The sequence below is a fragment of the Gemmatimonadetes bacterium SCN 70-22 genome, assembly GCA_001724275.1.
Classification (GTDB): domain Bacteria; phylum Gemmatimonadota; class Gemmatimonadetes; order Gemmatimonadales; family Gemmatimonadaceae; genus SCN-70-22.
Map to the genome: position 1 here is coordinate 1 of MEDZ01000083.1, position 13,553 is coordinate 13,553.

The 13,553-nt window shown below is 67.9% G+C and carries 13 protein-coding genes; 2 read left to right on the plus strand and 11 right to left on the minus strand.

The window, feature by feature from the left end; translation table 11 throughout:
• The first annotated feature begins 237 nt into the window (after positions 1 to 237).
• On the plus strand, positions 238 to 1,290 hold the full coding sequence (locus ABS52_19605) for a hypothetical protein (protein ID ODS99742.1): 1,053 nt from the start codon (positions 238 to 240) through the stop codon (positions 1,288 to 1,290).
• A 103-nt stretch (positions 1,291 to 1,393) separates the two neighbouring features.
• Entirely contained in the window at positions 1,394 to 2,407 is a 1,014-nt protein-coding gene (locus ABS52_19610) for a hypothetical protein (GenBank protein ID ODS99743.1), read from the plus strand.
• Here ABS52_19610 and ABS52_19615 read toward each other — a convergent pair.
• The 11 genes from ABS52_19615 to ABS52_19665 all read right to left on the minus strand — a co-directional run bounded on the left by ABS52_19615 (position 2,361) and on the right by ABS52_19665 (position 13,294).
• Entirely contained in the window at positions 2,361 to 3,965 is a 1,605-nt protein-coding gene (locus ABS52_19615; protein ID ODS99744.1) for a hypothetical protein, read from the minus strand. The two genes, ABS52_19610 and ABS52_19615, sit on opposite strands and share 47 nt — an antisense overlap.
• Positions 3,966 to 4,296: 331 nt before the next feature.
• The gene (locus ABS52_19620) at positions 4,297 to 5,178 is read right to left on the minus strand and encodes a hypothetical protein (GenBank protein ID ODS99745.1); all 882 of its coding nucleotides are present in this window, start codon (positions 5,176 to 5,178) and stop codon (positions 4,297 to 4,299) included.
• 100 nt (positions 5,179 to 5,278) lie between these two features.
• Positions 5,279 to 6,184, minus strand: a complete 906-nt coding sequence (locus ABS52_19625) for a hypothetical protein (GenBank protein ODS99753.1) — start codon at positions 6,182 to 6,184, stop codon at positions 5,279 to 5,281.
• Between the two features lie 144 nt (positions 6,185 to 6,328).
• Positions 6,329 to 7,159 (minus strand): hypothetical protein, encoded by an 831-nt coding sequence (locus tag ABS52_19630; GenBank protein ID ODS99746.1) that lies wholly within the window; start codon positions 7,157 to 7,159, stop codon positions 6,329 to 6,331.
• Positions 7,160 to 7,171: 12 nt separating this feature from the next.
• The gene (locus ABS52_19635; protein ID ODS99754.1) at positions 7,172 to 8,494 is read right to left on the minus strand and encodes a pilus assembly protein CpaF; all 1,323 of its coding nucleotides are present in this window, start codon (positions 8,492 to 8,494) and stop codon (positions 7,172 to 7,174) included.
• Between the two features lie 93 nt (positions 8,495 to 8,587).
• Complete coding sequence (locus ABS52_19640) at positions 8,588 to 9,712, minus strand: hypothetical protein (GenBank protein ODS99747.1); 1,125 nt, start codon at positions 9,710 to 9,712, stop codon at positions 8,588 to 8,590.
• Between the two features lie 94 nt (positions 9,713 to 9,806).
• Positions 9,807 to 10,976 (minus strand): hypothetical protein, encoded by a 1,170-nt coding sequence (locus tag ABS52_19645; GenBank protein ID ODS99748.1) that lies wholly within the window; start codon positions 10,974 to 10,976, stop codon positions 9,807 to 9,809.
• Between the two features lie 70 nt (positions 10,977 to 11,046).
• The gene (locus ABS52_19650; protein ID ODS99749.1) at positions 11,047 to 11,916 is read right to left on the minus strand and encodes a Flp pilus assembly protein CpaB; all 870 of its coding nucleotides are present in this window, start codon (positions 11,914 to 11,916) and stop codon (positions 11,047 to 11,049) included.
• A gap of 164 nt (positions 11,917 to 12,080) precedes the next feature.
• A complete protein-coding gene (locus ABS52_19655) occupies positions 12,081 to 12,443 on the minus strand; it encodes a hypothetical protein (GenBank protein ODS99750.1) in 363 nt (120 codons plus the stop codon).
• Between the two features lie 55 nt (positions 12,444 to 12,498).
• Entirely contained in the window at positions 12,499 to 13,068 is a 570-nt protein-coding gene (locus ABS52_19660) for a hypothetical protein (protein ODS99751.1), read from the minus strand.
• Between the two features lie 46 nt (positions 13,069 to 13,114).
• A complete protein-coding gene (locus ABS52_19665; GenBank protein ODS99752.1) occupies positions 13,115 to 13,294 on the minus strand; it encodes a hypothetical protein in 180 nt (59 codons plus the stop codon).
• Between the last annotated feature and the right edge of the window lie 259 nt (positions 13,295 to 13,553).

Sequence of the window (13,553 nt, forward strand, 5' to 3'; positions counted from 1 at the left end):
CGACCCTGGACTACGTCAGTCCCGTGACGTATGAAGAACGACTCCAGAACGCCGCGTAAGAACTCTTAAACCCGTGTCCATTAAACCGGGTCAAGCCCATTCCTCCTGCTGGCGACTCCTTCGTCGGCCAAGATCTGGGAATGGCTGAACGTCGCCGAAGCGGCTGGCACACTGCTGGTCGTCGTGGTCGCGCACCTGGTGCTCAATGGCCATGCCAATAGCCGAGAGCGGTTACGAATGGCCGCCATCTTCTGTTCAGTGCTCGTTCTCGCATTCCTCAAGGAGATGCTCCTCACCGCGCTCGTCCTTCCAGTCTGGTGGCTGGGGACGCTGCAGCACCGCAATGGTTCGATCACCGCGCGACCCCACCAGCGGATGCCGCGAGAATTTCTCGTCGTGATAGCCGCCGCGGCGACTGCATCCATCCCGATTCTGTACGTCGCGTTCACGTCTCCTGAGGGATCCTACGCGCGCCACTACCTCGGCGGTTCGATGAATGCCGGGTCCGTTCTCCTCTCCGGCGTGGCTCTCTTGATCCCATTCCAACCGCCGACGTCCCCGCATTCGATTCTCGAACTTGGCGCGTTGATCGCGTACTCCTCCATCCTCCTGCTTGGTTGGCGCGTCCTCCTCGTGACCCGACGAGGAGATATGGCGGTTCAACGGATACTCCTCCTCGCCGTGACGTTCGTTGTATCCGGGGTCGCCGCCTATGCACCGTGGCACGACTATAGGCTCATGTATGCCTACCCGTTCCAATTGGGCACGGGGCTCCTCATCGCCTTCGCGGTGACGGGCCTTCAATCCGCGCGTATTCTCTGGCGTTCGCTCGTCTCCCTCGCCTGGCTTGCCATACTTATTGTGATGATATCGCAAGCCTATGGCGATGCTCGCTTCTATCACGCCTCGTTGAAGTCCGTCCGTGATGTCGCAGTCGTCGCGAGTACACTTCCGCGGGATGCGGACGTGTATGTCAGGTCGTGTGGTGTTCCTGGAGGCGATTGGGCCAATTTCGGCGACTTGGCAGGCCGCTTTGCACGTACCATCGATCTCCCGGCTCCATCGCTCCTTCGTGATACCTCGTGCGCATCAACACCACATCGGCTACCTGGACGCTCGGGTGATGTCCATGTCGTGACGCTTCGCGTTGCCCCCCTCTTCTACCTCGAGAGCATTCCCGACCGCGACAGGGTGTCGACAGTTGTCGACCTGTCACGAGTTCGCCTCGAGCGATATCGATGGAGCGTCAACACTTGGCGTCCGACTGACGATGAATATGACGTTGAGTGAGTACCCTGCGCTCGGTAACCGTCGAGACGGATCTCCGAGGAAGGCGCCGCATTCCGCACGCGCCCACGACTTGCCCCCCCGTTGCGCCAAGCCAAGTATCCGCATGCCTCGTAGCAACGGCCCACTCGCGCGCGTCGACCACCTCATCTACTCCCTCGCCCTCGGCGGCTGGGGAGCCTTCATCGCGTTCTTCTCAATGAAGTCCCATCCGGCTCACCTGGCCAAGGACTTCACCTACCCGTGGCGCGCCGCACGCGCCCTCCTCGATGGGCTCGACCCGTACCAGGTCATCCAGGCCACCGGGCCGTACCCCTTCAACGCGGGCTTCTTCTATCCGCTCCCGGGGGCGATAATCGCCATCCCGTTCGCTCCGCTCCCCCCTCACGTCGCCGGCGCCCTCTTCGTCTTCGTCGGCTCGACGCTGCTGGCCTGGGGCGTCATCCGCACGGCCCCGCATCGCCTCTGGCTCTTCGCCAGCGCCCCCTTCGTCCAGGCCGCCATTCTCGGTCAGTGGTCGCCGATCCTCACCGCCGCCGCCCTCACCCCTGCCCTCCAGTTCGTCCTGGCGGGGAAGCCAACCACGGGGTTCGCCGCGTGGGCCTACAACCCCACCTGGCGAGGTGTCATCGGCGGCCTGATCGTCGTCGCCATCGCCTTCGCGGTGCAGCCGACCTGGCTCGCCGACTGGCGCGCGGCCATGCCGAGCACCACCCGCTATCGTGGGCCGGCGCTCACCCTCATGGGCGCGTTCCTGTTCCTGGGGCTGGCTCGCTGGCGCCGTCGCGAGGGGCGGCTCTTCATGGCCCTCGCCATCGCCCCGCAGCTCCCGGTCTGGTACGAGCAGCTGATGCTCTGGCTCATCCCCAGCACGCGCTGGCGCTCGCTCGCCCTCACGGCGTGCAGCTGGGTGGGCTACCTGCTCTGGTACCCCGACCGGATGTCGCCGCAGCAGAACGAGATCGCCTTCCCGCTGATGCTCTTCAGCATCTACGCGCCGGCGCTGGTGCTGCTGCTCATGCTCCCGTCGCGCGAGGAAGCACCGGCCGCCCCGTCATCGCCGGCGCCGGGCGTCAGCGCTGCGCCTGACGAGAGCGCGGCGGCGCCGACAGCGCCTTGAACAGCGAGTCGCCGCGCACCGAGGCAAAGGCGGAGTCGCGCAGGGCCGACGCCAGCGTGCGCCCCCGCGGACGCGCGCGAGCGAGCGCTTCCAGCGCCTGCCGCTGGTGGCCCGCCGCGAGATAGCCGGTCGCCAGCATCACCGCGTCGTAGACCGCCAGCCCTCCCCCAGGCGCCAGGTATCGTTGCGTGATGGTGCGCACCAGCGCATCGGAACGCTCGCGGTTCCCCACCCCCGCCTCGATCAGCAGCTGCAACCCCACCGTCCAGGGATCGCTCGACAGGCGCGACGCGGTCTCGGAATCGGCAAAGGCGTCGCGCGCCTGACCCAGCCGCAACCGGGCCTGGGCGCGCACGGCGTAGGCGTGGGCGCCGAACGGACTTGCGGCGATGGCCGCGTTGCTGTACGCGCACGCCGCGTTGAAGCGGCCAGCGCGCAGTTCGATGGTCGCCAGCTCGGCCAGCGTCGCCCCTCGCTCCGGCTCGGCGGCCAGCGCGCGGCGGAAGTCGGCGACCGCGCGCTCGGTGTCGCCCAACGCCAGCCACGTCACGCCGCGCTCGTGCAACGCCTCGGCGTCACCAGGTGCAATCGCGATCGCCGTGTTGTGTGCCTCCAGGGCCCCGGCAAAGTCGAGCGTGTCGCGAAGGCGTGCCGCCACGGCGCGCAGGGTGCGGGCGTCCGAGCGCCGGGCGTCCCGGCGCAGGGCGAAGGCGGTGAGCTCGTCCACGCGGCGCAAGGCGTTGGGTTGCGAGACGGGTGGGGCAGCTCCCCCGCGCTCGAGCACCAGCAGGTAGGCTCGCGCCAGCTGGACCGCGATGAGCGCCGAGGAGGTGTCGACCTTGAGGGCACGCTCGAGGAGCTCGCGTGCCGAGTCGGCGGCGGCAAGCCCGGGCTCTCGCATCAGGAAGTCGGCTCGGGCCAGGAGGGCATCGGCATCGGCCAGGCGCGGCGCCCCACTGGCCCGCGACACGACCGTGCTCCCGCTCCCCACGATCGCCGCGGTGAGGGCGCGCGCGATCGCGCTCTCGACGGTAGACAGCGGCTGGGCGGGAACGCGATAGCTCCCCGTCCACGCGGGCGATCCGGTGCCGCGCTTGAAGAGCGCGACGGAGAGCTCGGTCCCGCTGGTGGACGACCGGCTTCGCCCCCGCACGACCCAGTCGGCGCCGAGGAGGATTGCCGCGGAGTCGGCGGAGCCGCCGCCCTCGTACAGGGCACGTTCCACGCTCCCATCGGTGGCCACGGCGAGGCGAGCGTCACGACGTAGTCGCTCACGCAGGCGCTCGGCGACGGCATACGGGACGTGGAGGGAACGCCGTTCCGTCGCGGTGGCGTCCAGCGACTCGATGAGCAGGAAGGGGCGGCGATCGCCTGAGGCGCGCGCCGCCAGGCGCACGCGCTCCGCCGCCGGGATCACGCACGGCGGCGGCGGGACGATGCGCGGGAACTGCGCCGGGAGGGCTCTTGGTGCCGCGGCGAACGCCGACGAAGATGCGAGAGCCAGCGCGAAGGTGCGCGCCACCGCGAGCGCTGGCGCCGACACGAGCGCGAACGTCATTCTCGTACCTAACGAGTCACCGTGGATGGCGCCCGTGGGCACTTTGCGCCTGCCTCACGCGCATCGGCGCCTACTGCGCCAGGATCGGCTTCTGGAGCGTCGTGCTCCCGCCTCCCACGGGACCGGAATCCTGGATCGGCGTGAAGATTCCCACGATCTGTGACTTCTCGTACAGCGGATTCTTCCCCGTGTCGCCCTTCGGGTAGACCTTCATGAGCGTGAACGAGCCGATCAGCTTCACTCCTACTGTTGTGCGACCGTTGCAGCCGCTGCCGCAGGCGAAGAACGCCGTCTTGACGTCCACACCCACGGGGCCGCCCGGGGCCGAAATTCAATCCCCGATATTGGGGCCGTTCTGCACGATCCCGCCCTTGCAGACCCCCGGGTCAGCCCCCTGCAACGTCGGGCCGACCATGTTCCCCGTCTCCGTGCCCAACGAGTCACCAACCGAGAGACCGTAACAAGTGGCGCCGGTAATGTTGTCCCTGTAGACGTTGGCACCAGATTGCGGTCTCGGAGTCGGGTACGTCTGCGTGGCGTCATCCCAGAGCTTGGGGAGCTGGACCGCCTGGAAGTTGCCGGGCATGGTGGTGTTCGTAGCCCCGGCCTGCGTGATCGTCCCCGAGCCCAGCTTGAGCGTGAAGGTCCGCTGCGCCGCGCTCATGGCATTCAACGCCGCGATGTCGTTCACCTGGTCGAATGCACGATTCAGGTTCGCGTTGGTGTTGGGGATGCCCCGATAGTTGTTGATCGCGAACATCAAGTGCTCGTAGGGAATGGCCCACGGCTTGATGCACCCGGTCGTCGCCACCGGCGCCTCCGCCCACCCCGTCGCCCGCGCGCGCATGCGCGGTGCCGGAACTCCGAAGGCCGACATGATCATCCCCGACATGTTGTAGCCGGCCACCACGCGCACCGCGTTCTGCGGCGTCCCCGCGGCGGTGAAGGAGCGCGTACTCTGGTTCCAGTTGCCGAGAATGATCGAATCGACTCCCGGCACGCGCCCCATCGACGGGTTGCGCTGCGTGTAGACGGTGGCGCTGTCGATCACGCCCTGCGCGCCGGCGTACCGCGCAGGAAAGAGCTGGATCGCCCCCGCGAGCGCGCCGGCGTCAGCAGCAGTCTGCAACTCGTTCTTCAGCGTCCACAAGCGACTGAAGTCAATCGCGATCGCACCGACGGTGATCAGAAAGAAGAATCCCACCGCGATCATGATCGAGAACGCCCCGCGCCGATTCCTTAACCTCATACGTCCCTCCATCGCACTTCCCACACTCCCTCCAGCGCCACCCATCTTCATGGGAATAATCTAACTAAACCTTGCTGAACTCGCGAATGATCTGCACCACCGCTGGCCCGAGGATGACCACGAAGAGCGCCGGAAGGATGAAAAAGAGGAGCGGGAAAGTCATCTTCAGCGGCGCCATCTTGGCCTGCTTTTCGGCCGCCTGCCGCCGCTTGCGCCGCAGCGTCTCGGCCGAGACCCGTAGCACGGTCGCCACACTCGTCCCCCACTTCTCGCTCTGGATCAGCGACGACACCAGCGCCCGCAGGTCCTCCACCCCGGTCCGCTGCCAGAGCGACCGCAGCGCCTGCTCCCTCGGCATCCCGGCGTTGCTGAACCGGTTCACGACCGCCAGCTCGTGCGCCAGGTCGGGGTGCGCCAGCCGAATCTCGCGCGAGACCCGCAGGATCGCGGCGTCGAGCGACACCCCGGCCTCCACGCACACCACCATGAGGTCCAGGGCGTCCGGGACGCTGCGGCGCAGCCGCTCCTGCCGACGCTGCACCAGCCGGTCCAGGAGCGCCATCGGGAGAATCAGCCCGGTGAACAGCGCCACCCCGACCGACGACACGAAGACCAGGAAGCGATCCCGGGGGATGAGCATGAAGGTGAAGAGCGGGAAAAGCACGAACGACGCCACGCGCAGGAAGAAGTAGTACGCGGGGGCGGTGGGCGTATCGAACCCGGCCTGCGTAAGCTTCACCTGCAGCGCATCGTCGGTCTCCTCTCGCTCGGCGTACCGCTCGACGAGCCGCTTGAGCCACCCTCCGTCGCCCTCTTCGTCCTTGCGCAGGACGCTGACGTTGAGCGAGTCGCCCTCCAGCGACGCGCGTCGCAGGAGGTCGCGTCGGCGCAGCAAGGCCATCGCGGCATAGACCGCCGCCCCCAGCGCCAGGAGGGCGACGGAGACGAGGGCGATGAGCTGGGGGGTCAGGAGCGTCTGCATCTCAGATATCGATGTCGGCAATGCGCATCATGATCCAGTAGCCGAAGCCCACGGTCACCGCCGCGCCGGCAAAGATCCAGGGCCCGGCGTTGGTTTCCAGCATCGGCTTCATGAAGCCGGGGTTGAGCAGGTTCACCGCCCCGAAGACCACGAACGGGAGGGCCCCAGGATGCGCGCCGAGAGCTTGGACTCGGCGGTGAGCGTCTCGATCTCCCCCTTGAGCGTCGCGCGCTCTCGCATGAGCCCGGAGATCTTCTCCATCACTTCGGCCAGGTTGCCACCCGTCTCGCGCTGAATCAGGAGCGCCGTGATGAACATCTTGAGATCCACCGAATCGACGCGCGTCTGCATCGCGAGCAGCGCGGCGCGCACCTCGAGGCCCAGGCGTTGTTCCTCGTAGAAGCGTGCGAACTCGGGGCCGAGCGGTTGCGACATTTCCTCGCCGATGAACTTCATCGCCGCCTGGAACGAGTACCCCGCCTTCATCGCGCTCACCAGCATGTCGATGGCGTCGGGGAGCTGCGCCTGGAAAAGCGACGAGCGCGTGGCCCGCTTCCGGCGCAGCCAGATGTATGGCGCGATCCCCCCGGCGACCATCAGGAGGACGGCGACGGCCGGGGTTCGGAAAACCAGCTGACCGAGCACCAGTCCCGCCACCGCCGCCACGCCGCTCCGGAGCACGAAGCCCCCCGGGGTCATGTTCACCCCGGCGTGCAGGATCTCCTCGGCGAGCCAGGCGGTGACGCCCTTTCCCGCCAGGAAGCGTTCCAGGAATGGGAGCTCCGACACGCGGGCATCGCGCAGGATGCCGCGCAGCGTGACCTCGTGCTCCTCGACTTCACGCAGCCGTTCCAGCGCGGCGTCGGAGGCCGAGAGCGCCTGGCGGTTGGCGTAGACGTAGGCGCCCACGAGGACGCCGACCGTCCCCAGGAAGACGAGGGCCAGGAGGAGGAGGGTCGACACGGATGCGCGTCCCTAGACGAAGAGTCCGCGGGGGAGTTCGATCCCCGCCACGGTGAGGCGCTCGGCGAAGAGCGGGCGGATCCCCGTCGCCTCGAAGACGCCGACGATCTTCCCCTCGGGGGTGATCCCCTTCCGGCGGTAGCGGAAGATCTCCTGCGTGGTCACGATATCGCCTTCCATCCCCGTCACCTCCGTGACGCTCACCACGCGGCGCGAGCCGTCGCTCAGGCGTTGCACCTGCACGATCAGGTCCAGCGCCGACGAGACCTGCTCGCGCATGGCGCGCTGCGGGAGGTTGGTCCCGGCCATCAGGATCATCGTCTCCAGGCGCGACAGGGCGTCGCGCGGCGAGTTCGCGTGGATGGTGCTGAGCGACCCCTCGTGGCCGGTGTTCATGGCCTGCAGCATGTCGAGCGCCTCGGCGCTGCGCACCTCGCCGATGATGATGCGGTCGGGGCGCATGCGGAGGGCGTTCTTCACGAGGTCGCGGGCGATGACCTCCCCCTTCCCTTCCGAGTTGGGGGGGCGCGTCTCGAGGCGCACCACGTGCTCCTGTTGCAGCCGCAACTCGGCGGCGTCCTCGATCGTCACCAGGCGCTCGTCGCCGGGAATGAACGACGACATCGCGTTGAGGAGGGTCGTCTTCCCCGACCCCGTCCCGCCGGAGATCAGGATGTTGAGCCGCGCCTTCACGCACCCCGACAGGAGCTGCAGCATCTCGTCGGTGACGGCGCCGTACTCCGTCAGCTGCTTGACCGTGATCTCCTTGCCGAACCGGCGAATGGAGAGGACGGGACCGTCGAGCGAGAGCGGCGGGATGATGGCGTTGACGCGCGACCCGTCGGGGAGGCGGGCGTCGACCATGGGCGACGACTCGTCGACCCGGCGCCCCACGCGGCTCACGATGCGGTCGATGATCGCCATCAGGTGCGCATCGTTGCGGAACTGCGTGTTGACCCGCGACAGCTTCCCCCGGCGCTCGACGAAGATGTCGTGCGCGTTGTTGACGAGGATGTCGGTGATGAGCGGATCGCGGAAGAGCGGCTCGATGGGGCCGAGACCGGTGATCTCCCAGACGATGTGCTCGACGATTTCCTCGCGTTCCGCCTGCGAGAGCGGGGTCGTCTCGTTGCGCAGGAACTCGGCGACGGCCAGGCGGATCTGCGCCGTCACCTCGGCCTCGTCCTTCAGCTGCTCCAGCGCCTCGAGGTCGAGTCGTGCGATGAGGCGATGGTGGATGTCGACCTTGAGCTTGTCGACGGCGCTCAGCTCCTCCACGGGAGCAGCGGCCCGGGCGAACGTCGGCGCGGCGGGCGCCTCCTCGGCCACGGCCACCGCCGCCGTGGCATCGGCGGCGTCGGGGAGGGAACTCAGCGGCTTGGAGCCGTTAGGCTTGCGCCCGGAGAGTCGGTCGATGAGCGACATGGGTTACCCCTTCTTGCGCGTGAAGAGCGACCGCAGCCCGGCCTGCTTCCCGTTGCGGTGAGCCCCGCCCGGTGCCGTCCCGTCGGCGCCGCTGAGCTTCTGGGCCAGTTGCTCGAACCCCCAGGTCAGCTTGCTCTGCGGATCGGCCGTCGCCACCGCGATCCCGCGCGTGGCGGCATCGGAGGCGACCCTGTAGTCGTTGGGGAGCTTGAAGAAGATCTCGGCCTTCAGCACCTCGGCCGCGTCGGCCGGCGAGATGACTTCGCCCGACTGGAAGCGGTTCACCACCACGCACAGCTTGTCGTTGGGATAGCCGAGGCGGCGAAAGATCTGCAGCGAACGCTGCGTGCTGCGCAGCGAGGCCACCGTGAGCTGCGTCAGCAGGACGATCCGGTCGGCGAGGTCGAGGGCGGCGAGCGTGCGGTCGTTCAGGACGCGCTCGCAGTCCAGGACCGTGTAGTTGTACGACTGCTTGAGTTGCTGCAGCACCGCGCTCACCACCGAGGCGTCCACCGTGTCCTCGGCCTCGGGACGGTCGGGCGCGGCCAGGAGCCACACCCCATCGGTGGCCGGGACGAGGACCGAGTTCAGGAGCTCCCGGTCGATCTGGTCGGCACGCTCCGCGACGTACGAGAGGTCGTAGTGCGGGTCGACGTTGAGCAGGAGCCGCGCCTCGCCTCCGCTCACCACGAGGTCGGCGATGGCCACGCGCCCCTGCGGGTGTGCGCGCGCCAGGGCATCGGCGAGGTTCACGGCGACGGTCGTCGTCCCCACCCCACCCTTGGAGCTGAAGACGGCGTAGACCTGGCCGGCCACGCTCGCCGTCGAAGTGCGTCGCGAGAGGCGCTCGAGCGACGACGAGAGCTCGGCGAGGTTGAGGGGGCGAACCAGGAACTCCTGGATCCCGGCGCGCATCGCCTTGAGCATGAGCTCGGGCTCGGCGCGCGGGGCGGTGCCGATGATGGCCGTGTGGCGTTCGCGCCGGGCAGCGCGGTCCAGGCGCGCCAGCAACGCCTCGTCGAGCTCGTCGATCGGGATGAAGACCAGGTCCAGGTGCCGCTGGCCTAACGCGTCGAGCGCCGTCGCCACGTCGCCGACGCGGTCCAGCTTGTCGAAGCCGAACCGCACCAGCGTCGGGTCGACGTTTTCGTCACTCCCGACCGCCGCCCCTACTGCGAGTGCTGCACGCGCCATCGTCTGCTACTGCTCCTTGGGGTTCTGCTTACGGCTGCTTGACCGGGCCCGGGATGCGCTTCTTGAGCGCCTCCAGCGCCGGGATGGAGTCGGGGGTGAGGCGAATGGTGTCCTGTGCCCGCGGCTGCATCGGGTTGACGATCACGGGGGTGACGATCACCAGGAGCTCCGTCTCGTTCTTCTGGAAGCGGGTGCTCGAGAAGAGCTGCCCCAGGATCGGGATGTCCTTGAGGAAGGGGAGCCCCGTCTTCACGCGCTCTTCCTCGCCGCTCAGGAGTCCCGAGATGATCAGGCTCTGGTTGCGGCGCACGTCGAGCGTCGAGGAGACGCGGCGCGTGCGGAAGGCCGGGATGCGGAACCCCTGCAGGATGATGGCGTTGCCGTAGTCGAGGCTCGAGACCTCGGGGGTAAGGCTCAGCTTGATGAGCGAGTCGCTCAGGATCTCTCCCTGAAAGCGGAGGCGGATCCCGAACTCGCGGTACTGCACCGTGACCTGCTGCGCACCGCCGGCGGCACCGGTCTGCGCCCCCTGCACGATCGGGATGGGAAGCTCACCGCCGGCCAGGAACGAGGCGGTGTCCTTGTTGCCGGCCAGGATGTTCGGCTCCGCGAGCAGGCGAGCGTTTCCGCGCGTCTCCTCGGCGTCAAGGAAGGCGAGGACCTTGTCGGTCCCCAGGTCGGAGAGGACGGTGAAGAACTTGGACGTGCTCGGGATCGAGATCTTCCCCGTCTCGGCGTCGATCGGGTTGTCGTTGTTGAGGAAGCCGGTCCCGACGCGCGTCCCGCCATCGCGATAGACGGATGAGATCCCGATCTGCCGCAGCGCCTCGCGCCGGACCTCGGCGAACTTCACCGCGATCGCGATCTGCATCCGGTCGGACGGCGAGTGCACCGAGATGCGGTAGTGCGTGCGATCGCCGTTCTGGAACCAGACGATGGCGTCGGTCTCGCCCGACTTGAGCGAGTTGATGACCAGTTCGCGCTCGGAGATGACGACCAGGTCGGCCACCTCGGGGTTGGCGATCGAGACGCGCGTGACCGGGACGGCGGCCGTCACCGGGAACGACCGTCCCACCGGGAGGTCGATCGGGGTGATGGGGCCCACGCCCTGGGCGGCCGACGGCCTGGAGACGAGCGTGCCGGCAAGGGCGGCAACGAGGGCGACGTTCGCGATATGCAGCAGACGGAGTCGGGTCAAGCGCGACCTCCAATGATGGAAAGCAAGTGTCGGCCGAGGGAGATGATCGGTGACGGGAATCGACACGAAGTCAGCGCGGGTTGGTGTCGCGCTTGGCCAAGGAGTCCTTCAGGAACTTCTGTTCGCTGGCGGTGCGGCCACGATAGACCTTGACGCTCAGCGATTCCGGCTTGGGTGGGGGCGGGGCAATCGGCTGAGGGACTGGCTGGCTCGCGGCCGGCTGCTGCGCGGGCTGCGTCGATGTCGTCGGGCGCCGGGCTGGCGCCGTCGACCGGCGTACGGGTGCCTGCCGCGGCGCCGGGGGGAGGTCGACGAGGTCACGCGCCCGAGCGCCGCGAGTGTCGACCGAGTCCGGGTCACCGTAGCCGCGCAGGACGAGCTGGATCTGCCCTTGGCTGGCACCGATGGCGAGGCGTTCGGCTTCCTCGGGCGACACCTCGAGCGTGGCGACCGTGGTCTGGATCGGGCGCCCGTCGTCACCGCGTTGCACCTGGGCCCCCATGGCCAGGATCTTCATGTTCTCCATGAAGAGCTTCGCCGTGCGCTCCGAGTTCCCCTCCGTGGGGTTGAGCGTGAGGAGGATGTCGACACGGCTGTTCGGCTGGATCATCCCGCCGACGCCGGAGACGTCGTTGATGCGCACCGACATCGCGCGCTTGCCGGGCGGGATCTTGACCTCGAGCCCCGGCGACGTCCCATCGGGCGCCAACCGACCGGGGACGATGGCTTCGCCCTTGAAGATCGTCACGCGGGAGACGCGACCGGCCACCGAGTCGATGTTCGCGAAGACGCCGGCCGGAACGGTCGGCGCAGGCCACTGCGCTACCGTGACGGCCAGGCGATCGATCGCCGAGCCTTCGGGAATGTCACGGGCGGCGACCACGACCGGGAGCGTCGCGATCTGGTTGCTGGCTTTGGCGTTCTCGACGTACCGATACACGCCGTAGGTCGCGGCGGCTGCGACGACGAGGGCGCCGTACAGGACGAGACTGTATCGATTGGTGGCCAGGATGTTCGACTACGAGGAGACGGTACGACGAGGGACCGAGCGAGGGGGAATCCCCGCGGGGTCGGGTGCACGATCGGTCGGAAGACTGGAGCCCGTCACGGCGCGTACTCCCAGCGGAAGACAGCCGAGCGGGTGACCTGGATCCCCGACAGCCCCCAGAGTGAGGTGATGCCGACGAAGATCGGGTAGTTCGTCACACTGACGATCACATCATTGCCAAACGTCACAGCGACCCGTGCCGTGTCGATGGGGAAGCCAAAGGCCGACGAGGCCACGTACACGCGACGCGTGACGGAATCACGATGCTGGAGCGCGGCCGGAAGCGCCGCCCCAGTGCGAGCCCCCTCGCGCAAGGAGGAGTTGAGGGCATTCAGGCGGGCGTAGCCGCGGCTGAAGGCGATGATGCCAGCGATCAGAAGAAAGAAGATCGGAACGACGAGCGCGAACTCGACGATCACCGACCCCCTCGCGCCACGAAGGAACCGCCGCAGCCGTATCAGCATACTCGCACCCTCACGTCAGGACTGCTGGAAACATCGCCACCACCACCGCTCCCGCCCCCAGGGCGACACCGTACGGCAACTGGCGTCGCGCCTCGTCGTTCGACATCTCCTGCAACGTGGTCACGGCGACCGACCGAGCCACTGGCAGAAGGACGATCCGGTGCAGCGCCGCCTTCAGCTTCGAATCCCTGAGCAAGAAACCGACCGCGAGGACCCCGCCGATGGCCGCGGCGATCAGCGAGGCGCGCCATGCCCCGGCCGGCCCCAACCAAGCGGCCGCCGCCGCGAAGAACTTCACGTCTCCCGCGCCGAGTAACCCCAGCGCGTAGAAGGCGATCCAGATCGCCAACCCCAGCGCCATCCCACTCAATGCGGAGCCGAGGCCAGCGAGCGGTGCGAGGCGCACCACCGAGAAGGCGATCCCCGCCGTCGCGAGGACGGCGACGAGCGCGTTCGGGATGCGTCGTGCCCGCACATCGCTCACGCAGGCGAAGGCGACGAGGAGCAGAAAGGCCCCGCCGAAGAGCACGCCGGCGGGGACGCCCCGGAAGATCGGATCGAACGATGGGAGCAGCGACATGGAGGACACGCGACGAATGATCCGCGCGCCAGCCCCGTACTGTGCCCTAGACCGTCGTGATGGTGCCGGTTCGGTTTGAGAACCAGGTCCCGATCTGACTGCCGAAGATGGTCAGTACACCCACGACGATGATGGCAATGAAGGCGACGAGCATGGCGTATTCGGAGATTGCCAAGGCTTCGTCGCTCTTCACGAAGTGGCGCCATGTCCTCAGGGTCCGTCGCATCTCGATCGGGGGTGTGGGGTGGAGGCGGAGTGATCCCGACCAGCGCCCGGGAGGTGGAAGGTCCCACCTCCCAGGGCGCGGCCGGATCGCGGCGACGTCAGACGGTCGTGATCTGCCCCGTCTTGACCGCGAACCACGAGGAGATCGAGCTGCCGAAGACCGTCACGACGGCGATCAGGGCGATGGCGACGAGGGCGACGAGGAGGCCGTACTCGGTCACGGCGATGGCGTCGTCCTGCTTCAGGAACTTGCGGATGCT

What these genes read in the sequence shown, in the direction of transcription:
- ABS52_19605 (ODS99742.1), top strand. Translation starts at nt 238, where the DNA reads ATGGCCGCCATCTTCTGTTCAGTGCTCGTTCTCGCATTCCTCAAGGAG.
- ABS52_19610 (ODS99743.1), top strand. Translation starts at nt 1,394, where the DNA reads ATGCCTCGTAGCAACGGCCCACTCGCGCGCGTCGACCACCTCATCTAC.
- ABS52_19615 (ODS99744.1), bottom strand. Translation starts at nt 3,965, where the DNA reads ATGACGTTCGCGCTCGTGTCGGCGCCAGCGCTCGCGGTGGCGCGCACC.
- ABS52_19620 (ODS99745.1), bottom strand. Translation starts at nt 5,178, where the DNA reads ATGATCGCGGTGGGATTCTTCTTTCTGATCACCGTCGGTGCGATCGCG.
- ABS52_19660 (ODS99751.1), bottom strand. Translation starts at nt 13,068, where the DNA reads ATGTCGCTGCTCCCATCGTTCGATCCGATCTTCCGGGGCGTCCCCGCC.
- ABS52_19665 (ODS99752.1), bottom strand. Translation starts at nt 13,294, where the DNA reads ATGCGACGGACCCTGAGGACATGGCGCCACTTCGTGAAGAGCGACGAA.